The organism is Bacillus sp. BACIII, from assembly GCF_057836745.1.
Genome location: NZ_CM174437.1, coordinates 943,892 through 967,096, shown reverse-complemented (window position 1 = coordinate 967,096; position 23,205 = coordinate 943,892). Strand labels below are relative to the sequence as shown.

General features: G+C 45.4%; 22 protein-coding genes and 1 other RNA gene. 8 read left to right on the top strand and 15 right to left on the bottom strand.

From position 1 onward, the window contains the following. The first annotated feature begins 43 nt into the window (after positions 1 to 43). The gene (locus tag ACXN9U_RS05085; protein WP_060962569.1) at positions 44 to 1,021 is read left to right on the top strand and encodes a S66 family peptidase; all 978 of its coding nucleotides are present in this window, start codon (positions 44 to 46) and stop codon (positions 1,019 to 1,021) included. A 33-nt stretch (positions 1,022 to 1,054) separates the two neighbouring features. Here ACXN9U_RS05085 and ACXN9U_RS05080 read toward each other — a convergent pair whose 3' ends face one another. From ACXN9U_RS05080 to ACXN9U_RS05050, 7 genes are all read right to left on the bottom strand, one after another. Further along, complete coding sequence (locus ACXN9U_RS05080; RefSeq protein ID WP_060962568.1) at positions 1,055 to 1,447, bottom strand: hypothetical protein; 393 nt, start codon at positions 1,445 to 1,447, stop codon at positions 1,055 to 1,057. 163 nt (positions 1,448 to 1,610) lie between these two features. Further along, a complete protein-coding gene (locus tag ACXN9U_RS05075; RefSeq protein ID WP_060962567.1) occupies positions 1,611 to 2,477 on the bottom strand; it encodes a 3D domain-containing protein in 867 nt (288 codons plus the stop codon). Positions 2,478 to 2,712: 235 nt separating this feature from the next. Further along, positions 2,713 to 4,491, bottom strand: coding sequence for a DNA helicase RecQ (gene recQ / locus ACXN9U_RS05070; RefSeq protein ID WP_060962566.1), 1,779 nt, complete (start codon positions 4,489 to 4,491; stop codon positions 2,713 to 2,715). A 107-nt stretch (positions 4,492 to 4,598) separates the two neighbouring features. Then, positions 4,599 to 4,784: non-coding RNA, 6S RNA (ssrS, locus tag ACXN9U_RS05065), on the bottom strand. 224 nt (positions 4,785 to 5,008) lie between these two features. Then, on the bottom strand, positions 5,009 to 5,635 hold the full coding sequence (locus tag ACXN9U_RS05060; protein ID WP_003153791.1) for an FMN-dependent NADH-azoreductase: 627 nt from the start codon (positions 5,633 to 5,635) through the stop codon (positions 5,009 to 5,011). 144 nt (positions 5,636 to 5,779) lie between these two features. Beyond that, complete coding sequence (locus ACXN9U_RS05055; protein ID WP_438420048.1) at positions 5,780 to 6,271, bottom strand: TraR/DksA family transcriptional regulator; 492 nt, start codon at positions 6,269 to 6,271, stop codon at positions 5,780 to 5,782. Between the two features lie 83 nt (positions 6,272 to 6,354). Then, positions 6,355 to 6,735 carry a hypothetical protein gene (locus ACXN9U_RS05050; RefSeq protein ID WP_489202248.1) on the bottom strand — a complete coding sequence of 127 codons (381 nt, stop codon included), beginning with the start codon at positions 6,733 to 6,735 and terminating at the stop codon, positions 6,355 to 6,357. Positions 6,736 to 6,827: 92 nt separating this feature from the next. Here ACXN9U_RS05050 and ACXN9U_RS05045 point away from each other — a divergent pair, with 92 nt between their 5' ends. Continuing rightward, positions 6,828 to 7,061: a hypothetical protein gene (locus ACXN9U_RS05045; RefSeq protein WP_045926173.1), complete on the top strand. Its 234-nt coding sequence runs from the start codon at positions 6,828 to 6,830 to the stop codon at positions 7,059 to 7,061. Here ACXN9U_RS05045 and ACXN9U_RS05040 read toward each other — a convergent pair. Then, the gene (locus ACXN9U_RS05040; RefSeq protein ID WP_060962563.1) at positions 7,048 to 7,530 is read right to left on the bottom strand and encodes an Hsp20/alpha crystallin family protein; all 483 of its coding nucleotides are present in this window, start codon (positions 7,528 to 7,530) and stop codon (positions 7,048 to 7,050) included. The two genes, ACXN9U_RS05045 and ACXN9U_RS05040, sit on opposite strands and share 14 nt — an antisense overlap. Before the next feature lie 73 nt (positions 7,531 to 7,603). Here ACXN9U_RS05040 and ACXN9U_RS05035 point away from each other — a divergent pair, with 73 nt between their 5' ends. Continuing rightward, positions 7,604 to 7,876, top strand: coding sequence for a hypothetical protein (locus tag ACXN9U_RS05035; protein ID WP_060962562.1), 273 nt, complete (start codon positions 7,604 to 7,606; stop codon positions 7,874 to 7,876). Further along, complete coding sequence (locus ACXN9U_RS05030; RefSeq protein ID WP_003153785.1) at positions 7,873 to 8,106, top strand: hypothetical protein; 234 nt, start codon at positions 7,873 to 7,875, stop codon at positions 8,104 to 8,106. The genes ACXN9U_RS05035 and ACXN9U_RS05030 overlap by 4 nt, the downstream gene beginning before the upstream one ends. Positions 8,107 to 8,150: 44 nt before the next feature. Here ACXN9U_RS05030 and ACXN9U_RS05025 read toward each other — a convergent pair whose 3' ends face one another. Both ACXN9U_RS05025 and ACXN9U_RS05020 read right to left on the bottom strand, forming a co-directional pair. Further along, complete coding sequence (locus tag ACXN9U_RS05025) at positions 8,151 to 8,495, bottom strand: PH domain-containing protein (RefSeq protein WP_003153783.1); 345 nt, start codon at positions 8,493 to 8,495, stop codon at positions 8,151 to 8,153. Positions 8,496 to 8,868: 373 nt separating this feature from the next. Then, positions 8,869 to 9,072 carry a DUF6501 family protein gene (locus tag ACXN9U_RS05020; protein ID WP_007407979.1) on the bottom strand — a complete coding sequence of 68 codons (204 nt, stop codon included), beginning with the start codon at positions 9,070 to 9,072 and terminating at the stop codon, positions 8,869 to 8,871. Positions 9,073 to 9,254: 182 nt separating this feature from the next. On the opposite strand from ACXN9U_RS05020, the gene ACXN9U_RS05015 reads away from it, so the two are divergent. From ACXN9U_RS05015 to ACXN9U_RS05005, 3 genes are all read left to right on the top strand, one after another. After that, the gene (locus ACXN9U_RS05015; RefSeq protein WP_060962561.1) at positions 9,255 to 10,742 is read left to right on the top strand and encodes an aldehyde dehydrogenase family protein; all 1,488 of its coding nucleotides are present in this window, start codon (positions 9,255 to 9,257) and stop codon (positions 10,740 to 10,742) included. Between the two features lie 95 nt (positions 10,743 to 10,837). Continuing rightward, complete coding sequence (locus ACXN9U_RS05010; RefSeq protein WP_060962560.1) at positions 10,838 to 12,721, top strand: terpene cyclase/mutase family protein; 1,884 nt, start codon at positions 10,838 to 10,840, stop codon at positions 12,719 to 12,721. Then, a complete protein-coding gene (locus ACXN9U_RS05005; protein WP_060962559.1) occupies positions 12,718 to 13,563 on the top strand; it encodes a superoxide dismutase in 846 nt (281 codons plus the stop codon). The genes ACXN9U_RS05010 and ACXN9U_RS05005 overlap by 4 nt, the downstream gene beginning before the upstream one ends. 39 nt (positions 13,564 to 13,602) lie before the next feature. On the opposite strand, the gene ACXN9U_RS05000 is transcribed toward ACXN9U_RS05005, so the two are convergent. Continuing rightward, positions 13,603 to 14,940: a sodium-dependent transporter gene (locus tag ACXN9U_RS05000; protein ID WP_060962558.1), complete on the bottom strand. Its 1,338-nt coding sequence runs from the start codon at positions 14,938 to 14,940 to the stop codon at positions 13,603 to 13,605. Between the two features lie 204 nt (positions 14,941 to 15,144). Here ACXN9U_RS05000 and ACXN9U_RS04995 point away from each other — a divergent pair, with 204 nt between their 5' ends. Further along, positions 15,145 to 16,116, top strand: a complete 972-nt coding sequence (locus tag ACXN9U_RS04995) for a bile acid:sodium symporter family transporter (RefSeq protein WP_060962557.1) — start codon at positions 15,145 to 15,147, stop codon at positions 16,114 to 16,116. 27 nt (positions 16,117 to 16,143) lie between these two features. On the opposite strand, the gene ACXN9U_RS04990 is transcribed toward ACXN9U_RS04995, so the two are convergent. From ACXN9U_RS04990 to ACXN9U_RS04975, 4 genes are all read right to left on the bottom strand, one after another. Further along, a complete protein-coding gene (locus tag ACXN9U_RS04990; RefSeq protein ID WP_060965032.1) occupies positions 16,144 to 16,890 on the bottom strand; it encodes an MBL fold metallo-hydrolase in 747 nt (248 codons plus the stop codon). A gap of 73 nt (positions 16,891 to 16,963) precedes the next feature. After that, positions 16,964 to 18,211, bottom strand: coding sequence for a 2-oxoglutarate dehydrogenase complex dihydrolipoyllysine-residue succinyltransferase (gene odhB / locus ACXN9U_RS04985; RefSeq protein ID WP_047474626.1), 1,248 nt, complete (start codon positions 18,209 to 18,211; stop codon positions 16,964 to 16,966). Positions 18,212 to 18,226: 15 nt separating this feature from the next. After that, positions 18,227 to 21,061: a 2-oxoglutarate dehydrogenase E1 component gene (sucA, locus tag ACXN9U_RS04980; protein WP_060962556.1), complete on the bottom strand. Its 2,835-nt coding sequence runs from the start codon at positions 21,059 to 21,061 to the stop codon at positions 18,227 to 18,229. 227 nt (positions 21,062 to 21,288) lie between these two features. Beyond that, positions 21,289 to 23,205 carry a vWA domain-containing protein gene (locus tag ACXN9U_RS04975; RefSeq protein ID WP_489202247.1) on the bottom strand — a complete coding sequence of 639 codons (1,917 nt, stop codon included), beginning with the start codon at positions 23,203 to 23,205 and terminating at the stop codon, positions 21,289 to 21,291.

Below are 23,205 nucleotides of genomic sequence, written 5' to 3'. Positions count from 1 at the left end.
TTTCTATGGTGTAATAGATAAAACCATATAAGGAGGGTTTTTTTTGTATCCGGAAAAACTGAAAAAAGGTGACGGCATTCGCATTGTTTCTCCGGCAACGAGCATGTCCGTTATGACAGATGAAAATATAAATGCCGCAAAGACAAAATTGGAGGAGCTGGGTTTTTGTGTCTCTTTTTCAGAGCATGCGAAAGAAATAAATGAATTTGATTCGTCATCCATTGAATCGCGTGTCCGGGATCTGCACGAAGCTTTCGCTGATCCTGACATCAAAGCGATTTTGACGACACTCGGCGGGTTCCAATCAAATCAGCTGCTCCGTTATCTTGATTATGAAAACATCAAGCGGCACCCGAAAATCCTTTGCGGCTATTCAGATATTACCGCCCTTGGCCATGCCATTTATCAAAAAACCGGGCTTGTCACATATTCCGGCCCCCATTTTTCTTCATTCGCCATGAAAAAAGGATTGGACTATACGATTGACTCTTTCTTAGCCTGCTGCGCTTCTGATAAGCCGTATGAAGTAAAGCCTTCGGCCGAGTGGAGTGATGATAAATGGTACATGAACCAGGAGGACAGACGTTTTTATCGGAATCCGGGTCCGCTCGTCATTCAACCCGGTTATGCGGAAGGAACACTGATCGGAGGAAACCTATGCACCCTGAATCTTCTGCAAGGCACGGAATACTTTCCGGAGATGGAACAAGTGATTCTGTTTATAGAAGATGATCATATGTCTGACATTCATATGTTTGATCGGGATTTGCAGTCACTCATTCATCTTCCCGCTTTTTCAGCCGTGAAAGGAATTGTCATCGGACGGTTCCAGCATGCTTCAAATGTGTCTGAAGAGGCTCTCTGCGCCGTCATCCGTACAAAAAAAGAACTGTCGTCTATGCCCGTTATCGCAAACGCTGACTTCGGCCATACTTCTCCTCTGATGACTTTCCCGATCGGAGGAGCATGCAGAATAGAAGCCAGCTCAGAAGGCGGACGGATATGGATCGGCCGGCATTAACACAAAAAGACGGGAAAACAGCCCCGTCTTTTATTATTTCGGTGTCTTATGCCCCGACGTGCGCGGAGCGATCATGAACCGGCCGTCAGCCGCTGTCGTCACCCATACGGGCGCACCTTCATAAAAACAGCTGATTTCTTCATGACACGCGGCATGTGACAGTTCACGTTTATCATGCGTTCCGTCTTGGTTTGTTACGTTTAAAATAAGTACAAGCTCGTGTCTGCCATTCTTCATCACGCCAGTACGTCTCACCTTTTCAATAACGGCGGGCCTTCCCTTCCCTCTTTCAAGCGCCTGAAACAGCCTGACAGCCGGCATAGACAATCCGATGACCAGCACAACGGCACAAGCGGTGTACATCCCTGCTTGAAATACCGGTGATTCTGTGAAGGTATTCCATAAAAATATAAGTTCGGGCTCCATTCAATTCATCCCTTCAGATGCCGCTTTCAAACTCATTCTCTCTATATCCTATTCGGGGAACGCTTTTTCTTTTTCAGCATATAACGATTATGCACAGACAAAAAAGGGAAGAAAAAAAGAACACAAAGCATTTAGCCTTGTGTCCTTTACTCTCTATATGAAACTAGTCTAACACTTTAACATTTACTGTTCTGACGCCCCAGTTGTTAGCGTCACTTTTCTTTGCAACAAATACGTCAATTTTATTTCCTTTAATTGCGCCGCCTGTATCTGCTGCTGTTGCCACTCCGTAACCTTCAACATAAACCTTGGAGCCAAGCGGAATGACACTAGGGTCTACCGCGATGACTTTTGCATCAGGGTTTTTGTTTAAGTCAACACCGGTTGCCGTTACACCGGAAATGCCGCCGTCGTTAGCGGAGTAAGCAGTTGCAGTCATTGTCAGCTGCTTTTTAGGCTCTTGTTGGTTTGTATTTGATTGAACAGGCTGCTGTTTTGCTTCGACAGCCTTCACTTCTTGTTTAGGTTGTTGTTCTTGAACAGGTTCTTGTTTAGGCTGCTCTTTTTGGACAGCTTCTTGTTTCGGCTGTTCTGTCTCGGCAGCTGGTTTTTGTTCAGGTTGCGGCTGGCTGGCTTGAGCCGGCTGTGCAGCCTGCGCCTGACCTTTCACCTTTAATGTTGTGCCTGCGTAAATGATATCTGATTGCAAGTTATTCAAGCTTTTCAGATTACCGACTGATGTTCCGAATTGCTGAGCAATTTTCCAGAGGCTGTCGCCCTGCTTCACTGTGTACTGCCCAGATGTGGTTGTTTCTACTGAAGAAATAGTCAGTTTCTCTCCTTCAATGATTAAATCAGAAGATAACTGATTCCATTCTTTTAAGTCCTTTAGGTTCACTCCGTTTTTTTGCGAGATCCCCCAGAGCGTGTCACCCTTTTGCACCGTGATTTCTTTAGCAGAAGCGTGAGCTCCGAATGCAGTTGTTGAAATTGCTGCAACTGCGACAAAGGACATAATCGTCTTCTTCATAAGTAAATCCTCCCTTGTTAGCTTTTTATTGGCGGCTAACAGGTGATATCGTAACATATGAAAATGTCAGTTCAATAACAAAACGATTTGAATTAGATTACAGTTCCTTTACATGAAACATTTCTCTCACTTGGTAAGTCTTGCTGAAACCTTGATACAGCAAGGGTTTTCAAGCTTCTGATTTTTCCGGCGCGGCTGTAAAACACAATGTGCAAATTTCTAAAAAAAGTTTTTTTCACTCTGTTTCTCTTACATAATTTCGGATTTCTTCTAAAAAAAGCGCTCCGTATTTCAATCGTTTTTGTTCCCCTACCCCTTTTACAGAAAGAAGATCATGATCCGTTTTCGGAAGTTTCGCCGACATTTCTTTTAACGTCTGATCTGAGAACACGACAAATGGAGGCACGCCCTGTTCCGCTGCGATCTCTTTGCGGAGACGCCGGAGAATCTCAAATAATTCATCATTTTCGGTGACGGCGGCGGCCTGTAAGGCTTCTTTTCTCGCGACTGCGCTCTTTCCAAGCAGAACGTCCCTTCCTTTTTGGGTGACCATAAGCGTCGGAAAAGTCCCATCTGCCATTCTGATGTATTCATCTGAAATAAGGAATTCGATAAAATCACTGATTTCCGCTGCGGTTTGATGCTTCATAATGCCGTAAGTGGACAGGCTGCTGAAGCCGTTTTCCAGCACTTTTTTATTTTTTGACCCGCTAAGCACCTGCGCCACCATCGTTTTTCCGAAACGCTCATTCATTCTGATGATGCATGACAATACCATCTGCGCTTCTTTAGTGACGTCATGCGCGCTTCTTGTATCAGTGCAATTGCCGCATGCTCCGCAAGCTTCCGCCTCATTCTCGCCGAAATATTTCAGAATAAACCGCTGCAGGCAATCTTCGGTATGACAGTAATCCACCATCTGCCTCAGTTTTTTGAGATCCTGCTTTTGTTTTTCTTCTCCGGCAGCCGATTGATCTATCAAAAAACGCTGCACCATAATATCCTGCGCCGAAAACAAGAGCACGCACTCGCTATTGAGGCCGTCGCGCCCGGCCCGTCCGGCTTCCTGGTAATAGCTCTCCATATCTTTCGGAATCTGCGCGTGCAGAACGAATCTGATGTTGCTCTTATCGATTCCCATTCCGAAAGCGGACGTAGCAACCATCACTTGTATCTGATCGTTAAGAAACCGCTCCTGCTGATCTTTTCTGTCATCATCCGCCAATCCGCCGTGATAACGGCCGGCATTGATGCCGCTGCGTTTTAATTTCTCATATAAACGGTCCGTTTCTTTTCTTGTTGCTGTATAAATAATGCCGGCTTCGTGTTTATTTCTTTCGAGGTACTGCTCGATAAACCGGTCTTTGTTTTCGCCCTTTACGACTTTGAATGTTAAATTCTCTCTGGCAAAGCCGGTATACACAGTTTGTTCTTTATTGATGTGAAGCTGCTTGCAGATGTCATCATGAACCTCAGGCGTAGCCGTCGCCGTTAGCGCGATGATGACGGGCGGTTCTTTTAATTCATTAAAAAGAATTTCGATATTCCGGTAACTCGGCCTGAAATCATGCCCCCATTGCGATATACAGTGAGCTTCGTCAATGGCGACAAGAGGAACCGTAATATTCTGCAGGATGTGAATGAATTCAGGAGAAGTCAAACGCTCCGGCGTGATGTAAAAGAGCCGGTAAGCCCCTTCCTTCAAACCGTTCAGGCGCTCATGAATGTCACGGCTTGTCTGAGTGCTGTTAATATAAGCTGCCGCGATACCCGCTTCTTCAAGCGCGTCGACTTGGTCTTTCATTAAGGAAATAAGAGGGGAAATAACAATTGTGGTTCCTTCAAACAGCAGTGCGGGAATCTGATAGCAGATTGATTTTCCGCCCCCCGTCGGCATAATGCAGACCGTGTTTTTTCTCTCCTCTGCAACTGATTGTATCGCCTGTTTTTGCCCCGCGCGAAGGCTGTCGTAGCCAAAATAATGCGCCAGAAGGGATTCGGCTTGATCCAGCATATGTCGTAAAACCTCACTTTGTCTTTGATTCTTTTATTTTATCATACTGATAAAGTACGCTGCTCAAGGTCAAGTCAAAATAAAAAGCCATCTCCGCAAGGGAAATGGCTTTCGCTACGTATGCCGTACGCAAGTAAGAAAGTTTTAAACCACCACTCCTCAAAGTGGGTGTTTGCAGAAGCGTTCCTGTCGTCCTCTGCAATGGAGGCATGACATTCCGGCTTCGATATAAAACTCCCTATTACAGCTTAAAGGTTAAAACTTAATTAACAATACGAACAATGTAGCTTCTCTTATATCCTACACCATCAGTCGTATTTTGGCAAGGGGGTTAATTCTTTTACAGAAAACCTTTTTTCTGTGCAAAAAATGCTTTTTTCTCCATAAAAGTTGTTTTTTCGACAAAATATCAATATATCAATATAAGATTGCTGCGAAAGCTGTCACCAGTTTCTTCTATATATAATAGAAAAAACTCTCACACCCTATAGGGGTGCAAGAGTTTTCGGCAATTAGATTAGAATTTTGCAGCCAGATCTTTCGCTTCTTGCAGTCCTTTTTCAATGATCGCTTGAGCGTTATCAGGCGCAGCATTGTGGCCTTCAACGACAACAGTGTGAAGATCTTGAACTCCCCAGAAGCCGAGAACAGTTTTCATGAAGTTTAATGACATTTCAAGAGAAGCCATCGGTCCTTCAGAATATACTCCGCCGCGTGCGTTTAAGAGCGCTACTTTTTTATCTCCCATCAGACCTTTAGGGCCTTCAGGCGTGTATGTGAAAGTAACCCCTGCGCGAGACAGGTAATCAACATAAGTATGAAGCACAGCAGGCACTGTGAAGTTCCAAAGCGGGAATGCAAACACGACTTTGTCAGCTTTGACAAATTGGTTTAAGTAAATGTCAGCCGTTGACGCTTGTTTTTTCTCTTCGTCTGTCATTTCAATTCCTTTTGAAGCTTTGAATGTTCCGTTAATCATATCTCTTCCGAGGTAAGGAAGGTTTTCTTTATGAAGATCAAGTTCGATCACTTCATCATTCGGATTGTTTTCTTTATAAGCAGCCAGAAACGCTTCGTATAATTTTACGGATACGCCTTCTTCAGCCGTACGGTCACTTGATTTTACAAATAATACTTGAGACATTCTAAATTCCTCCCGGTAAACTTTTAATATTTACTTACAAATAGTATGTTACTTTCTTTTTTATATAAAGTCAATGATTTTATTTCGATTCTGAGATTTTTTATGGAATAAAAAAACAGGTACATATGAATGTACCTGCTGATATTATTGTGAATCCTGCTCGCGATCCAGGATTTCGTAAGTTTGTGAGCTTTTTTGATCAACGGTTTCTTTATTTGAGAGGTCTTTCACCTGCTCGTGAAATTCCCTTTCATATGAAGGGGCGTCTGTTTCCACATCCCCCTCTGCTTCCCGCTGCGCTTCAACGGTCATTCTGGCGTACGGAACGGCTTCAAGCCTTTCATAAGGGATTTCTTTTCCCGTTTTTTCGCATATCCCGTATGTTCCTTTATCCATCCGCTCAAGTGCGGCATTCACCTCATCTAAAAGATTCTGATCGACTTCATCCAAAGTCTGATTCGTAACCCTGTCCAAATAAATGCTTCCGTGATCAGCTAAGTGATTATCTACTCCGTTTGACAGTTCTCCCGTGTCTTCGCTCATTGAATGTTTTTCTTTTGATTCTCCTTGAAGACCGTCCTTTAAATCGATTAATTTATGGTAAAGGCTGTCCCGCTGTTCTTTTGATAATGACATATTCAGCATCTCCTTTTTCGTCTGTATTCCTGTTGCTTTCAGTTATTACATACCCTCGAAAAAGGCCGCTGAAACAATGGGTCTCAATGTGTTCTCCCCCTGATGTTGATACTCGGTGTCTGCTGTTTTGTCTGTCTTTTTTCTCTCACAGGATCATTATCCTGGTTGTCCCTAAATTCTTCAGCGCCGGCTTTTTTAAGCTGGTGCTCCGGCGTATGGTATGTGGCGCCGATATTCAGCACACCGCTCATCTCTGTTATACTCAGCTTTTCAAAGTCAATGTTGTATTCCACTTTGTCCACTTTGACGCTCTCGATATGGACATACGTTTTTTCCCCTTCAACCGTTTGGGGTTCAGAATGACATTTATTCTGAAGCTCATCAAGCTGCTGTTCCACTTTCTGAAGCCTGTCTAATTCTTCTTCACATACTTTTTTGAAAAGCTCTTTCATTATTTTTTTCAAAGAAAATCACTTCTTTCCCCGTCACTCTTGGAAAGTTCTAGGCGTCCCGCATTGCGAATATATAAACATGGTATACAAAAAGGAGGTGAATGATGATGTTTTTTCCATCCGTTATTAACTTTGAGCATATAAAAATGAACGGAATCAGCAGCGGAGCGACTTTTAACACCGGTTCTTCCGTTATACTGAGGCGCACTGCCGCTAATAAAAGAAATGAAGGATATGGTGAACAAAGCGGAGATTGCACTGTGGTCGCTATCCCCATCATGAGTATTGATGATTCAGATCTGATAGACGGCACCGCAAATAAGGTCAGCCTTCGATAATAATATGGTTTGCATCCCCCAAATGTTTAGCAATTGATATATATAAAATTCCGTCTTTGAATACCGCCTGCATCCCCTTCGTTCCCTGAGCGGAATGAGGAAGATCGAGTTTTTTTTCGAAATCGCCGTATTTTCCGGCCTTCTGTTTAAAATCCTGTTCATTGAAGTAGGATTTTCTCGTGCCTTTTACGACAATGTATTCTCCGTAGGACAAAAGCTGAACATCTTGTTTCCGATAGCCGGGCAGATACAGCAAAAATTGGAGTTCATCATGGGTTTCCACTATATCTATAAGAGGAAAAGCATCCTCATTTCTTCTCATTTGCCCATCTCCCTGTTGAAAGGGAAAATGAGAATGACCGTTTTGAAATGTTTTCAATTGCTCATCATCAAAAATGTTTTTCCAAAAATCACCGCCGGACATGTTTTGCGCCATTTCCATCCATTGCTTCATCTTGTCGAAATCCATTTTTTTATCGCCCTCCTGTCTAAGCATACGGTCATAACAGCCGGCATACACCTGTATTAAAGGAGGTTTGCCTGTGGTTCAACCAACTCCATATATCAATATTAATATTTTCATGTTGAAAATTAATTCCTTTGAAAATGCTTCAGCAGTGAATGTCGGACAGAATTTACTGGCGGAATGGCAGAATTCCGATAAAAAGAATCAAGGATACGGACAGAACTTCGGGGATGCAAGCGGCTTCATCGGCACGAACGGCAAAGTGGATGACAGAGATCAAATTGATTCTCCGTCTGCCTTCGAGTCAGCATGCGGCAAAATCCCCGCCGGGAAAGGAGACCCATTATGATGTTTTCGCCGGTTTTGGTCAATGTAGGAGGCTTTAAAGTGAATGCGGTCGACCGGGGCTCTTCCATTACGATCGGCCCGTATCAGCAAATCGATTATTTTTTATCCAATAAGATTAACTATGGCTTCGGTGAAGAAAACGGTGATTTGGCGCCGATTTATATCCCCATCAGTTCTATTGCTGATCCGGATCTCATTGATTCGAACTCCGGAAAAACAAGCATTATCTAATAAAAAAGCCATCCGCCTGCATTCGGATGGCTTTTATGTCATATTTAGCTGCATAAGTATTTTGTTAAAATGGCTTGAACCTCGGTCAAGTCCGTTTCTTTTGCAAATTCCAATTCGAATGTTTTTCCCCTTGTCATTAATACGAGGCCCGTATCAGGATCAAACATCCCTGCTTCTTGAATGGCGAAGCTTTCAATTGTTTTATATGGAAGGAAGACGCGCACTTTCTTTTTGGAGAACATTTTATTATCAAAGAAAATCACTCGTTTATTTGTAAAGCATATTTGGTCAACCCGCAGTTTATAAATCGTTTCAATCCGTTCTCCCTCAACGAGCAAAGCCTCCAGCTTTTTTGTGTCGGTTGATCTGCTGACAGAAAAAATTCCCAATGAAGAACCCCACTTTCTGCTTCTATACTATATTTTATCAAATACATAAAAAAATAAGTTCTTTATCCCTATATAAGAATACGACATAGACAGCATTTAAACCATTACGAACAGATTACATTTTCAGAACGTTCATCGGATTAGCCTTTTCGCGAAAGGTGCTCTGTTATGAAGTAATACGGTTTTGCAGAAGAAAAGGTTTCAAGAAAACCATATTTTTTTCGAAAAGTCAGTTTTTTCTTACCGCTGTAAAAAACCGCGGCCTCTGAATGCCGCGGTTTCAACAAAACATCAACGATCCGTATCTTCAATTGTTCCTTATTTGTCCGTGCCTTTTTCCGAACATGCTGAAGCAAAATAAATTCATTCAGCTTTAGACTTCTTCAAAATACTCTTTGTAGAAGCCGCCGACTTTATTTGTATTGTCCACGACAAAAATAAATTCTTCTGTTTCATTTTTGACTTCATACTCTTTGCCGGGCGTCAGTACGTTTTTGACAATGTATTTTTTCGCATCTGTATGTACGCATTTTACCTTTTTAACGCTTTCTTTTGTCTGCCAATTATTATGAATCATCTGTAAAACTCCTTTTCTTCATCGATAAGCTTATTGTAGCCGTTTTTTCTTGTGAATTGCAATAACGGTTATCAATTGATTTTACCTGGGTCTGTATTATAGAATGACTGTATGCGCTTACTTTGCGCGGACATCAAGATGCTCAAAACAGACCATAAAAAAATTCGGGAGGTTTGTTACGAATGAGTTCTTTAACGATGCAGATCACAAAAAGGCTGGAAACATTTTTGCAAGGCACGAAGAAGCTTTATATTGACGGAAAATTTGTTCCGAGCGCTTCAGGATCAACCTTTGTCACACCGAATCCGGCAACCGGAGAAACTTTGATGACGCTTTACGAGGCACAGGCAGAAGACATTGACAGTGCAGTGAAAGCGGCACGCAAAGCCTTTGATCACGGCGAATGGCGCACTATGCCGGCCGCTTCCAGAAGCAGGCTGATGTATAAGCTTGCCGATTTAATGGAAGAGCACAAAACTGAACTCGCGCAGCTTGAAACACTTGATAACGGAAAACCGATTAATGAAACGACGAATGGAGATATTCCGCTGGCAATTGAGCATATGCGTTATTATGCCGGGTGGTCCACAAAGATAACCGGACAAACGATTCCGGTCGCCGGCTCATATTTTAATTACACCCGCCATGAGCCTGTCGGCGTCGTGGGGCAAATCATCCCTTGGAACTTCCCGCTCCTTATGGCGATGTGGAAAATGGGCGCCGCCCTTGCCACAGGATGTACAATCGTTTTGAAACCGGCGGAGCAGACACCGCTGACCGCCCTCTATTTAGCTGAATTAATTGATCAGGCGGGCTTCCCTGACGGCGTTATCAATATTGTTCCCGGGTTCGGCGAGACGGCCGGGGAAGCGCTGACCAACCATGACGATATCGATAAACTTGCTTTTACCGGTTCTACAGAAATCGGCAAAAAGATTATGGAGAAAGCCGCGAAAAGTATCAAGCGCGTAACGCTGGAGCTTGGCGGTAAGTCACCTAACATCATTTTGCCTGACGCCAACTTGAAAAAAGCCATTCCCGGCGCTTTAAACGGGGTCATGTTTAATCAGGGGCAGGTATGCTGTGCCGGCTCCCGTGTCTTCATTCACAAAGATAAATATGATGAGGTCGTAAGCGAAATGGTTTCATATGCGAAATCGCTTCGGCAGGGAGCCGGTCTTCACCAAGATACGCAAATCGGTCCGCTCGTCAGTAAGGAACAGCATGAACGCGTGCTTTCTTATATTGAAAAAGGAAAAGCAGAAGGCGCCAAAGCTGTTACAGGCGGAAGCTGTCCGTTTGAAGAAGGGTATTTTGTCTCCCCGACAATATTTGCGGACGTGGATGACAGCATGGCCATCGCAAAAGAAGAAATTTTCGGCCCGGTTTTAGCCGCTATTCCGTATGATACAGTAGATGAAGTCATTGAGCGTGCGAACCGCTCGGAATACGGCCTTGCAGCCGGACTTTGGACTGAGAATGTAAAAAACGCCCATTACATTGCTGACCGTCTCCAGGCCGGCACCATCTGGGTCAACTGCTACAATGTATTCGACGCGGCCTCTCCTTTCGGCGGCTATAAGCAATCCGGCCTCGGACGGGAAATGGGCTCTTACGCACTGGATAATTATACAGAAGTGAAAAGCGTCTGGATCAGTCTGGAAGATTAATAAAACGAGAAACTGCTGCCTGCCAGCAGTTTCTTTTTTGTGTCATGCCGCCTTTTGCATATGAATATATATGCTTCTGAAGGAGTTGAGCGAGTGTGAGCACAATTCGTGAAAAAGTCAGAAGCCGTCAAAAGAAAACCATCTCCCTATTAAGAGAAAAGCAAAATGCTGACGGCTCATGGTCATTTTGTTTTGAAGGCCCGATTTTGACAAACGCCTTTCTGATCCTCCTTCTCACTTCTCTCGGAGACAATGATAAAGAACTGATCGCTGAGCTTGCAAAAGGCATCCGCGCAAAGCAGCGTCCGGACGGAACATTTGCCAATTATCCCGATGAACGGAAGGGAAATGTGACCGCCACTGTACAGGGCTATGTCGGCTTGCTGGCTTCCGGCTTATATAACCGTTCTGAGGCGCATATGATTCAGGCCGAACGTTTTATCATCTCTAACGGCGGCTTGCGGAACGTTCATTTCATGACAAAGTGGATGCTTGCGGCAAACGGCCTTTATCCGTGGCCCGCACTGCACCTGCCATTATCTTTCTTAGTGATTCCCCCCTCTTTTCCGCTGCATTTTTATCAGTTCAGTACATACGCGCGGATCCATTTTGTGCCGATGGCTGTGACGCTTAATAAAAGATTTTCACTGAAAAATCCCAACGTCCCGCCTCTCGCGCACTTAGATCGGCATATGACCAAAAATCCGTTTACATGGCTTCGTTCCGATCAGGAAGAGGACAGAGATCTCTCTTCTCTATTTGCGCATTGGAAACGGCTTTTGCAGATTCCCGCCGCTTTTTATCAGCTTGGTCTCCGTACGGCCAAAACGTATATGCTTGACCGGATTGAAGAAGACGGCACATTGTACAGCTATGCGAGCGCCACTATTTTTATGGTGTACAGCCTGCTCGCTCTTGGTGTATCACGCCACTCCCCCGTTATCAGAAAAGCGCTTGCCGGCACGAAAGCCTTACTCACGTCTTGCGGCAATATACCGTATCTGGAAAATTCAACATCGACCGTTTGGGATACGGCGCTTCTCAACTATGCGCTCATGAAAAGCGGCATTTCAGATAACGATCAGATGATAACCAGCGCCGCCCGCTTTCTGCGTGAACGGCAGCAGACGAAAGTGGCGGATTGGGCCGTCCACAACCCGCATGCAGAACCGGGAGGATGGGGTTTTTCAAACATCAATACGAATAATCCTGATTGTGATGACACAGCGGCAGTGCTCAAAGCCATCCCGCGAAAACTTTATCCCGGCTCATGGGAACGCGGACTGAGCTGGCTTTTGTCCATGCAAAACAGTGACGGGGGCTTCTCTGCTTTTGAGAAAAATGTCAATCATCCGCTGATCCGCCTGCTCCCGCTTGAATCGGCTGAGGAAGCTGCCATTGATCCTTCAACAAGCGACTTAACCGGACGGGTGCTTCACTGTTTAGGGGAAGCGGGGCTTTCTTCTGATCACCCCCAGATTGAAAAAGCCGTTCAATGGCTGTTCCGCCATCAAGAAGAGGACGGTTCATGGTACGGCAGATGGGGTGTGTGTTATATTTACGGAACATGGGCTGCGCTGACGGGCATGAAAGCTTGCGGTGTCAGCCAAAACCACCCGGCCGTAAAAAAAGCGATCCGCTGGCTGAAGTCTATTCAAAATGAGGACGGAAGCTGGGGAGAATCCTGTAAAAGCGCAGAAATCAAAACGTATGTGCCCCTTTCTTATGGAACGGTTATACAGACGGCCTGGGCTGCGGAAGCTTTGCTGCAATACGAAAAACCGCATCACCAGGCCATCACAAAAGGCATATCTTTTCTTATTGAAAACCGGCATTACGAGGGAGCTCCTTTCAGCTATCCGACTGGAATCGGCCTTCCGAAACAATTTTACATCAAGTATCACAGCTACCCGTATGTATTTTCTTTGCTTGCGCTCAGCACTTTTATGAAAGTGAGTGAAAAGGAGGAAGAAAAATGAAACGGCACGCTTATCAAACCGAGATGCTGAATTGGTGTGAAACCTTGAAGGAACAAGTCATTCAGCAAGGCCGGTTCGATCGCTTCGCGGCACAAATCGACCGGATTTTTCACACTCTTCAGGATGATGGATTAACGGAGGCGGAATGGTACGAACAGGCATCAGGACTTTACCGGGACATTACCCAATCGGAAGAGCCGGATGAGCGCAGAGCTTTTGTGCCGATCGGCAAGCATGTACTGCCTAAACTGCCTTACAGTTATTCCGCACTGGAACCGTATATTTCAAGGGAAATCATGAAACTTCACCATACAAAACACCATCAGACCTATGTTGACGGCCTGAATCATGCTGAACTGGAGCTGAAAAAAGCGCGGCAGATGAAACAGTACGACTTAGTGGCGCATTGGGAGCGGCAATTGGCGTTTCACGGCGCCGGCCATTATTTGCACAGTATTTTCTGGTTTTCCATGAACCCAAACGGAAAAAGACGGCCGACGGGGGCGCTCTTTCAAATGATTGATGTGTCATTCGGAAGCTACTCCGCTTTTAAAGAGCAATTTTCTCAAGCGGCGAAAAAAGTCGAAGGAGTCGGCTGGGCTATCCTAGTCTGGGCGCCGCGCGCCGGGCGGCTGGAGATTTTGGCCGCTGAGAAGCATCAGCTCTACAGCCAGTGGGACGTCATTCCTTTGCTCCCTTTAGATGTGTGGGAACACGCCTATTATTTACAATATAAAAACGACCGAGCGGCTTACGTGGATCAATGGTGGAATGTCGTTGACTGGCGGGAGGCGGAGAAACGGTTCGAGCAAGCGCACCGCGTAATGTGGCCGCTTTATTAAAAAAGCCCCCGTTTTGAACGGGGGCTTGCTTCTTTTCATTTAAAAAATACCGAGCACGTGCAGAAAAACGATAATAATGGCTACAGGAGACACATAACGGATTAACAGGAGCCAGACTGCAAACCATTTCCGTTTAATCCCTGAACCGCTTTTCAGTTCATCAAACAGCGCCTGTTTCGGAATTTTCAGCGGGACGAATACGGCAATTAAAAGCGCGCCCAGCGGCATTAAGACATTGCTGACGAGAAAGTCTGCGGCGTCAAAAATACTGCGGTGAAAAATTGAAACATCACTCAATATTCCGTACGACAGCGCAGAAGGCACGCCGACAATAAAGATGGCAAGTCCCCCAATCCATGCATACCGCTTTCGTTTTGCCGAATCGCCTTTTGACAAAACGGCAACCAAAATCTCAAGCATTGAAAAAGCCGATGTCAGCGTCGCAAATAAAAACAGCAGCAAAAAGGCGAGTAAAAACACGATGCCGAACGGCATATGGTTAAAGACGGTCGGCAGCACGTTAAACAAAAGCTGCGGGCCCTGATCCGGCTTTAGGCCGAATGAAAACACCGCCGGAAAAATCGCCACGCCCGCCATCACGGCAACAAGGACATTTAATACCGTCACTGATACAGCGGATTGAACAATATTTTCTTCTTTTTCTAAATACGCACTGTATGTAACCATTACGGATACTCCGACGCTTAACGAGAAAAATGACTGTCCCATCGCATATAAAATGGTATTGGCGTCCATCGCGCCGAAATCGGGCATGAAGAAGAATTTTAATCCCTTCGCTGCATCATGAAGCGTGACGGAGCGGATCATTAGAAGAATAAAGAGAATAAACAGAGCCGGCATCAGCACCTGGCTTACTTTTTCGATACCGCTGCTTACCCCCTTTGCAACAACTAAAATCGTCAGCACGATAAACAGCAGCTGGCCGAAAACCGCTGCATAAGGGTTTGAAATGGTATCGATAAATAACGTATCAAATCCGGATGTGAGCGATAAACCGCCTGTAAAGCCCTTTATAATGTAGATTAATATCCATCCCCCCACTACGCTGTAGAAGGATAATAGAATAAAACACGTAATGATTCCGAGATATCCGATCCAATGCCACTTTTTCCCCGGCGCAAGCGCCTTATAAGATTCAACGGCGTTTTTTTGCGTTTTTCTGCCGATAATAAATTCAGCAAGCAGAAGCGGCAGTCCGATTAAAACAGTAAATAAAATAAAAACGAGCAGAAAAGCGCCGCCTCCGCTGGTTCCCGCTACGTAAGGGAACTTCCATATTGCGCCGAGCCCTATTGCAGAGCCGGCCGTAGCTAAAATAAATCCCAGCTTAGATGACCATTGATTAGCTTCTTTCACTTCAGCACTCCCAATTCATTTCAGTATAAAAATCAATTGTAAGAATATATGTCTGAATAGTCAAGAAGATATTAGTTGACATAATATAATTATAAAAAACTTATATTTAATATTGAATTATTCAGAATATTATTTATAATGGAATACAGAAAAGTCAGTCAGATTTTCTGACTTGATTGATTGGATGAAAAAGGAGCTGTGTTTATGGAATGGATGAAAAAAATAAGCGGGTTTGCGGGACAAACTTTCGGCTTATGGGTGATCGTCTTTGCTGGTTTAGGATTTGCCTATCCTGATTTGTTTTCTTGGATCAGTTCTTATATGACGGTTTTTCTAGGTATTATTATGTTTGGAATGGGGCTTACTCTTCAAACAGACGATTTTAAGGAATTAATCAGAAAACCTTGGCATGTCATCATCGGAGTCGTTGCTCAGTTTACGATTATGCCGCTTACGGCTTTCTGTTTATCAGCCGGGCTCCGCCTCCCCGCAGAAATTGCAGCGGGCGTCATTCTGGTCGGATGCTGTCCGGGCGGCACCGCCTCAAATGTCATGACCTTTTTGGCAAAAGGCAATACGGCGCTTTCAGTTGCGGTCACTACAATCTCAACATTGCTTGCTCCTATTGTAACGCCGGCACTTATTATGCTGTTTGCAAAAGAATGGCTCCCTGTTTCTTTCGGCTCACTTTTTGTTTCCATTATTCAAGCCGTGCTTTTACCGATCATCCTCGGTGTGATTGTGAAGCTGCTCTTCAAAAAACAAGTCGGCCAAGCCGTTCACGCGCTTCCTCTCGTGTCGGTAATCGGCATCGTAGCGATTGTTTCCTCTGTTGTAAGCGTAAATCGTGAACATCTGCTTCAATCAGGACTGCTGATTGTGACAGTCGTCATCTTACATAACGGAATCGGATATTTGTTAGGATTCCTGACTGCAAAGCTGTTCAAAATGGATTATGCTTCGCAAAAAGCGATTGCGATCGAAGTCGGGATGCAAAACTCCGGACTGGGCGCGGCGCTTGCGACAGCACACTTCTCCCCTCTGTCAGCCGTACCTAGTGCGATTTTCAGCATATGGCACAATTTGTCAGGATCTGCTCTTGCCACCTATTGGTCTAAGAAAAAAGGAAAAAACAGCGCAGAAGAGGATGAAACGGCAAAGATTCCGCTTTCATAACTGAACAAGGATAGGGCGGCTGCCGCTCTATCCTTGTTTTTTCTGCAGATCACGAAACAGGCGCAAAAGCGCTTTTTTTACATTCCCCTGAAATAAACCTCCATGATAACAAATCAATTGGCGGATATCGTAATCGAGCAGCCGCTCTACGGAACGGACCGCATCTCCCATATGTAACGTATAGCCGGGATGAGCAAGATTCAGCTTTCCGTCTTCAATAACGACCGCATCGCCTGTGATCATTATTTTTTCGGCAGGCAGATAAAGGCTGATATGGCCGGGTGTATGACCCGGCGTGGCCACAATGCGAATGCCTCCGCACCAAGGCAGCAGCTCGCCGTCAGTAACTGTCCGGTGAACCGGAGCCGATTCGGCTGATTGAAGCGAGCGGATGAACTGTTTTGCATGAGTTTTTGCTTCCTCTGGCAATGAACAAAACGTTGATTCAGCCTGCTCAAGCCGTAAAGATTTTTTTGAGCCGTCAATATACGGCGCTTCATGTTCGTGTGCTGTCACGCTGATATCCGGATACAATCGGAGCAATGCAGCGAGTGAGCCGATATGGTCTATGTCGTGATGCGTTACAATGATTTTCGTCAATGAATGAAGCGGCATACCGCGCCGGGCAGCAGCATGTTGAAGATGGTTTGTAAAACCGGGATATCCGCAGTCTATTAAAATCGTGTCATGTTCGTCTTGCAGAAGAACCGGCGTGATAGAATGCCATTCTCCATTATGTTCAAATTCAATCTCAAGCGGATAACAGTTTTTCATCTGCATTTCTCCCCTTCCTCAATAAAAAAAGTACACCGCTTGTAAAAGCAGTGTACTTTTCATCTGACACAAATTACCCTTCCAGCAACAGCTGTTCCGGATCTTCAAGCAGATTTTTAATGGTGACAAGGAATCCGACCGCTTCTTTACCATCTACAATTCTGTGATCATATGATAAAGCGATGTACATCATCGGACGGTTTTCAGAGCGCTCGGCATCAATCGCTACAGGGCGCAGCTGAATTTTATGCATACCTAAGATCCCAACCTGAGGGCTGTTTAGGATTGGTGTTGACATAAGCGAGCCGAATGTACCTCCGTTTGTGATCGTGAAGGAGCCTCCTTGCAGCTCACCTAATGTTAATTTATTGTTTCGCGCTTTCTTCGCGAGTTCGCCGATTTCTCTTTCTATGCCGGCGAATGTCAGACGATCAGCGTCACGCACGACTGGGACGACAAGCCCTTCTTCAGCCGCAACAGCGATACCGATATCATAAAACTTTTTCACGATCAGCTCATCGCCTTGAATTTCAGCGTTAAGGAGCGGATATTTTTTCAATGCTGCCACGACGGCTTTTGTGAAGAACGACATGAAACCGAGTTTTACTTCATTTTGCTCAAGAAATTGGTCTTTACGGCGTTTTCTTAAATTCATAACGGCCGTCATATCCACTTCATTAAACGTCGTCAGCATCGCAGAAGTCTGCTGCACTTCAACCAATCGTTTCGCGATCGTTTGTCGGCGGCGGGACATTTTTTGCACTTCGACAGGTTTGTCAAAGCTTTGCTGTGTTTTTTGAGCCTGCTGTTTCGGCTGTGCCGCAGGTTTTGGAGCCGGCTTTTCATAAGCTTCCACATCATGTTTGCGTACGCGGCCGAGCGGGTCCCCCGTCGGAATTTGTGAAAGGTCAATTCCTTTTTCCCTTGCCAGCTTGCGTGCAGCCGGAGACGCAACCGTTTTTGATTTTGTTTCTGATTGTGCTTCCTGGCTGACTTCTTGAGCAGCCGGTTCAGCTTTTGCTTCCTCTTTCGTTTGTTCATTGGCTGGAGCACTTTCTGAAGGGGCAGGTGCAGAACTTTCGCCAGCGCCTTCTGTAATGGTGCCGATAATTTCTCCTACTTGGACGGTATCACCCGAATCTTTCAATACCTCTTTTAGAACACCCGATTCTTCTGCTGTCAATTCAACATTTACTTTGTCCGTCTCCAGTTCAAGCAAATACTCACCCTGTTCTACATAGTCACCGGGCTGCTTTAACCATTGGGCTATCGTTCCTTCTGAGATTGATTCTGCTAATTCAGGTACCTTAATTTCCGCCATTTTTACATTTCCCCCTTAGTTTTTGCGAGTCAAGCTATCAGATACAATGCGTTCCTGTTCTTTTTTGTGGACTGTCGGATCTCCTTCTGCGGGACTGGATCGTCTTCTTCGGCCGATGTATTGAACATTTACTCCTTTCGGCGCGATTTCCGTCAGATACGGGCTGATATAACTCCAAGCCCCCATGTTCTGCGGCTCTTCCTGAACCCAAACGATCTCTTGCAGGTTCGGCAGTTTGGCGAAAAGTTCTTTCGCGTCTTTTGCCGGGAACGGATACAGCTGTTCGATTCTGGCAATATGAAGCCAATCTTTATCGCCTTCCATTTTGTTAAAGTGATCGCTGATGTCAATTGACACTTTTCCGCTTGATAACACGACGCGAGTCACTTTTTCGTAAGCGTGGGAAAGACCGGATTGCTCATAGACCGGCTTGAATCTGCTTTCGCTCAGTTCCTGCACTTCAGATACCGTATTCGGATTGCGCAGCAGGCTCTTCGGCGTCATGATCACAAGCGGACGGATTTCCTCACGAAGCAGCATTTTCGCTTGTCTTCTTAAAATATGGAAATATTGAGCCGCACTTGTCAGGTTGGCCACCGTCCAGTTGTTTTCTGCCGCCAGCTGCAGGAACCGCTCGACGCGGGCGCTGGAGTGTTCAGGCCCCTGTCCTTCGTAACCGTGAGGGAGAAGCATGACTAATCCTGATTTTTGTCCCCATTTTGCCCGTCCTGCAGAGATGAATTGATCAAAATAGACTTGAGCCGCATTGGCAAAGTCCCCGTACTGCGCCTCCCACATCACAAGCGTTTCAGGCGAATACACGTTGTACCCATATTCAAAACCGAGAACCGACCCTTCAGAAAGCGGGCTGTTATGCACCGTAAATGAAGAAGCACAGTCGTCTAAATGATGGAGCGCAACAAATTCTTCTCCTGTTTCGCTGTCATGCAGCACAAGGTTTCGCTGAGCGAACGTTCCGCGCTCTGAATCCTGTCCGGTCAGCCGGATCGGCGTGCCGTCTTTCAAAATGGAAGCAAACGCAAGCGATTCAGCCAATGACCATTCCACTTTACGATCATCATCAAACGCTTTGGCTCGTCTTTCCAAAATTCTTTTCAGCTTGCCGAACACGTTAAAGGATTCCGGCCAGTTGATGAGTTCGCCGTTCAGCTTGCGGAGAACGTCAAAATCAATGGCTGTGTCAACGTCAGGAAAACCGTTGGACACCGGTTCCGGCAATTCGATTTCCCGTACGGCGTCTTCTTTTTTGGCGGGCACCTTTTTATAGGCGTCTTCGATTCGTTTTGTCACTGCCGTTTCAATGTTTTGCGCTTTTTCCTCGCTGATCAGGCCTTCACTTACGAGTTTTTCCGCAAAGATCCGCTTGACAGTCGGGTGTTTTCTGACGGCGTCATACAGCATCGGCTGTGTCGTGGACGGCTCATCCATTTCATTGTGGCCGTACCGTCTGTAACCGATTAAATCGATTAAGAAATCTTTATTGAAACGCTTCCGGTATTCGACCGCAAACTTAACGGCTGACAGGCATGCTTCAGGATCATCCGCGTTGACGTGAACGATCGGTATTTCATAGCCCTTCGCCAAATCACTGGCATATTTTGTAGAACGGGATTCATCGCTTTCAGTTGTAAAGCCGATCATATTATTGGCGATGATATGAATGGCCCCCCCGACCTGATAGCCTTTCAGAGAGCTTAAGTTCAGCGTCTCAGCGACAATTCCTTCTCCCGGGAACGCTGCGTCACCGTGAATTAAAATGGCGAGCGATTTTGTTTCGTCTTGAACCGGGTACCCCTTTTGCGTTCTTGTTTCCTGTGCCGCCCGCGTGCTTCCTTCAATAATCGGATTGATGAATTCCAGGTGGCTCGGGTTATTCGCGAGCGTAATCCGCGCGCTTTTGGTTTCAGCATCCTGAAGCTGTCTGTCTGCACCGAGGTGGTATTTTACATCTCCCGTCCAGCCGTAGCTGATTCCGGTCGAGCCTTCAGACGGTACAAGATCTTTATTCGGCGCGTGCTGGAATTCTGAGAAAATAATTTCATATGGTTTTCCGAGCACATGCGCGAGGACATTTAAACGGCCTCTGTGCGCCATTCCGATATTGACATTGGTTGTGCCTGCTTTCACAGACTGGGCGATAATGTCGTCAAGAACCGGCACAAGCGCGTCTAATCCCTCAATTGAGAAACGTTTCTGACCGACGAATGTCCGGTGTAAAAATTGTTCAAATCCTTCTACTTCCGTCAGTCTTTCTAAAACGGCTGACAGTTTTTCCGGTGAATTTTTCCGGAACAGTTCTCCGGATTCGACCATTTTTGTAATCCATGCGCGCTCTTCGAAATCATGCACATGGTCAAATTCAAAGGAGATGGTTCTTTTATACGTATTGCGTAAATGCTGGATGGCTTCTAAGCCGTTCGTTATATTGGCAGGTGCGTCTTTACAGATGACAGACGCGGGTATTGCTTTCAGTTCTTCTTCTGTAAGCCCGTACTCGGATAACGGAAAGAGCTCGCTCTTTATTTGATCCTTTCTGAGCGGATTGACGGAAGCGTTCAGATGGCCATAGGTTCGAATATCTTCTGCAAGTTTAACTGCTGCTGCGATCTTTTGAATCAGATCTGCGGTGACGCGTCCCTGTTCCTTTGTTCCCGATGCCTCTTTTATCTGGCTTGGCGGAGCGCCGAGTTCGTCAAACATGTCTTTCAGATCCGGATCAATGCTGTCTGGATCTTCAGCATATTGGTCGTACAGCTCCAGTGCGTAGCCGAGGTTCGGTCCGTAAAAATCTTCCCAATTCATTCTTTGTTTCATATTATTTTGAAACATTTGAATATTACCCCCAACCTAGATAATCAAGTGATCATTTCACTATCTTGAAATAACTTTTGAACGCTGTGCCCAAAATTATGTAATAAAAACGCTTCCAAGGATATTTTACCACTGATTGTGTTTGGATTCTACCTTGATTGTTCACAAAATAGTAAAAAAAACAGATCCATAACGAAAAAATTAAATCATTTTAAAATAAAAAGCGAAAAAGCATAGGAAAAAGCTTATCCTATGCTTTTATGAAGCAGTTTTTTCAAGAGCGGATACAGCACATCGGGGAGCTGATCGACGTCCGGAACAAAAATACTGTACTTTCCGTACATATCCTGAATGGTTTTCATCTGGGATTCTTCTATCGCGGTATTGGACAGAAAAACATTTATGACTTCTATCCCTCTTTTTCTCGCTTCGATGACAGCCTCGCTCGTATCGACGATGCCGTTTTGTTCGTAGCCGAACGCTGCGGGCTCCCCATCTGAAAACACGATTAAAAACTTTTGTGCCTCACTCCGCCTCATCAGCTGTTTTGTCATTTGTCTGATGGCATATCCGTCTCTGTTATCTTCTTCCGGCGCAAGCTGCATGATCAAAGGACCCGCCGCCTGCAGCAGCGACTCTTCAAACGGAATCACCGTATTGAAGAAGTTCGGCTGGCTCGTTTCGGTCGCTTCGTTTGTATCCTCCCAAAAACCAACGATCTGGTGCGGAACGGACACTGATTTCAATGCTTCATGAAAAAGGACGATCCCTCTCTTTGTTTCATCCATTTTGTCGAACATGCTGGCCGAACAATCGACAAGCAATGTAAACACAGCGTCAATTTCTGAAGACGGGTCCTGCTTTTTATAGAAAAGGCGCGGATTCTGTTCTGTAAAGTAGCGGAGCAGCTTGCGATTCAGCCTGCCTGCATGAAGATCGGTCCGCGGGAGCGTTTTTTTGTGTTCAAGTGTTTTTTGTATCATCTGCTTCAGGCGCTTTTGATATGATTCTATCGTTTTCGCCTGCTCTTTATAGGACTGTTCATCTTCCAGAGACGCTTTGTGCGGTGTTTGGTGAACCGGGAAGGCAAATTTGTTTTCTTTTCCGTCAGCCAGTCCCGCTCCCCCGTGTTCATCCTGTCTGGATTCAAGCGCTTCCAGCTGGGAATAATCCTCTCTTTTCGTCTGGCGTGCTGAGCCTTGAACGGAGGCGAGCGCCTGATCACCGTCATCGCCTTCTCTGGCGGCGTCATTCCCAAGGTCTGATTTCGCGCCGTGTTCAATATCAAATTGAAGGAAACTTTTTGACGGCGCTTCAGTTTCCCGGTGCCACGTATTCATTTTCTCTTCATGGATATCTTCATCTCCGTCGGAAGACTCAGGGAGCGTGATATCGTCGCTTAATGACGGCGCTCTTTTGATGCTTTCGAATAAAGGCTCTTCAGCTGCTTTCTCGTAATCAAGTTCCGGCAGAAAGAAGTAGGTGTTCAGCATATCTTTCTCCAGCACTTCATCAAGGCCTTCGATGAGGTCTTCTGTTATTTTTGCGATCTGTTGCGTAGATTCGGCCTCATACACCCGGATGAGCTGGCGTTCAATATACGGTATCATCATATCAATATCTTCCTGCATGGAGGGAATGCCTTCAAGCGGAGACTCAGCCGTCAGTTTGACAAACATCGCGCAATACAAAGCGTCGGTGAAAATACTCCGTTCTAAGTTCAATGTCAGCTGTGTTGTGAAGTATTTCCTGTACATTTCTCTCCGCTTCTGAAATACACGTTTCGTTCCCGGCCGCTCTTTTTTGATCAGCTCTTCAATTCTGATATCTTCAAGCAGCATGAACAGCTGCTTTGCAAAGCTTTGGCGTTTGAAGTGCCGGCGGACATCATTTAAAAACCCGGCAAATTCACGGAATGAGCTGCTGCGTGTTCCGACAGCGCGCAAATACACATCGCTTTTCAAGCCGGCTTCCATATCCCCGGCTGATCTGTCTTTCCAAAAGTGGCTCATGTAAATTTTCTTTTCAAAGGGATTGTAGTAAGACTGCACGCCGTATTCCACTTCCACTTCACTGCTCCTGGTCAGTGTTTTGGCCAGATCAGTCAGCATCATGAACAAAAATGAATCGATCGTGCTGTCGTTAAATTTGATAAACTTCAT

Coding starts and splice junctions, on each gene's coding strand:
- ACXN9U_RS05080 (WP_060962568.1), bottom strand. CDS start 1,447: ATGGAGCCCGAACTTATATTTTTATGGAATACCTTCACAGAATCACCG.
- ACXN9U_RS05030 (WP_003153785.1), top strand. CDS start 7,873: ATGATGTTTTCGCCGGTTTTGGTCAATGTAGGAGGCTTTAAAGTGAAT.
- recQ (WP_060962566.1), bottom strand. CDS start 4,491: ATGCTGGATCAAGCCGAATCCCTTCTGGCGCATTATTTTGGCTACGAC.
- ACXN9U_RS04975 (WP_489202247.1), bottom strand. CDS start 23,205: ATGAAGTTTATCAAATTTAACGACAGCACGATCGATTCATTTTTGTTC.
- ACXN9U_RS04990 (WP_060965032.1), bottom strand. CDS start 16,890: ATGAAAAACTGTTATCCGCTTGAGATTGAATTTGAACATAATGGAGAA.
- ACXN9U_RS05020 (WP_007407979.1), bottom strand. CDS start 9,072: ATGATTCATAATAATTGGCAGACAAAAGAAAGCGTTAAAAAGGTAAAA.
- ACXN9U_RS05045 (WP_045926173.1), top strand. CDS start 6,828: ATGATGTTTTTTCCATCCGTTATTAACTTTGAGCATATAAAAATGAAC.
- ACXN9U_RS05005 (WP_060962559.1), top strand. CDS start 12,718: ATGAAACGGCACGCTTATCAAACCGAGATGCTGAATTGGTGTGAAACC.
- ACXN9U_RS04995 (WP_060962557.1), top strand. CDS start 15,145: ATGGAATGGATGAAAAAAATAAGCGGGTTTGCGGGACAAACTTTCGGC.
- ACXN9U_RS05040 (WP_060962563.1), bottom strand. CDS start 7,530: ATGGATTTCGACAAGATGAAGCAATGGATGGAAATGGCGCAAAACATG.
- ACXN9U_RS05075 (WP_060962567.1), bottom strand. CDS start 2,477: ATGAAGAAGACGATTATGTCCTTTGTCGCAGTTGCAGCAATTTCAACA.
- ACXN9U_RS05055 (WP_438420048.1), bottom strand. CDS start 6,271: ATGTCATTATCAAAAGAACAGCGGGACAGCCTTTACCATAAATTAATC.
- sucA (WP_060962556.1), bottom strand. CDS start 21,061: ATGTTTCAAAATAATATGAAACAAAGAATGAATTGGGAAGATTTTTAC.
- ACXN9U_RS05060 (WP_003153791.1), bottom strand. CDS start 5,635: ATGTCTCAAGTATTATTTGTAAAATCAAGTGACCGTACGGCTGAAGAA.
- ACXN9U_RS05015 (WP_060962561.1), top strand. CDS start 9,255: ATGAGTTCTTTAACGATGCAGATCACAAAAAGGCTGGAAACATTTTTG.
- odhB (WP_047474626.1), bottom strand. CDS start 18,211: ATGGCGGAAATTAAGGTACCTGAATTAGCAGAATCAATCTCAGAAGGA.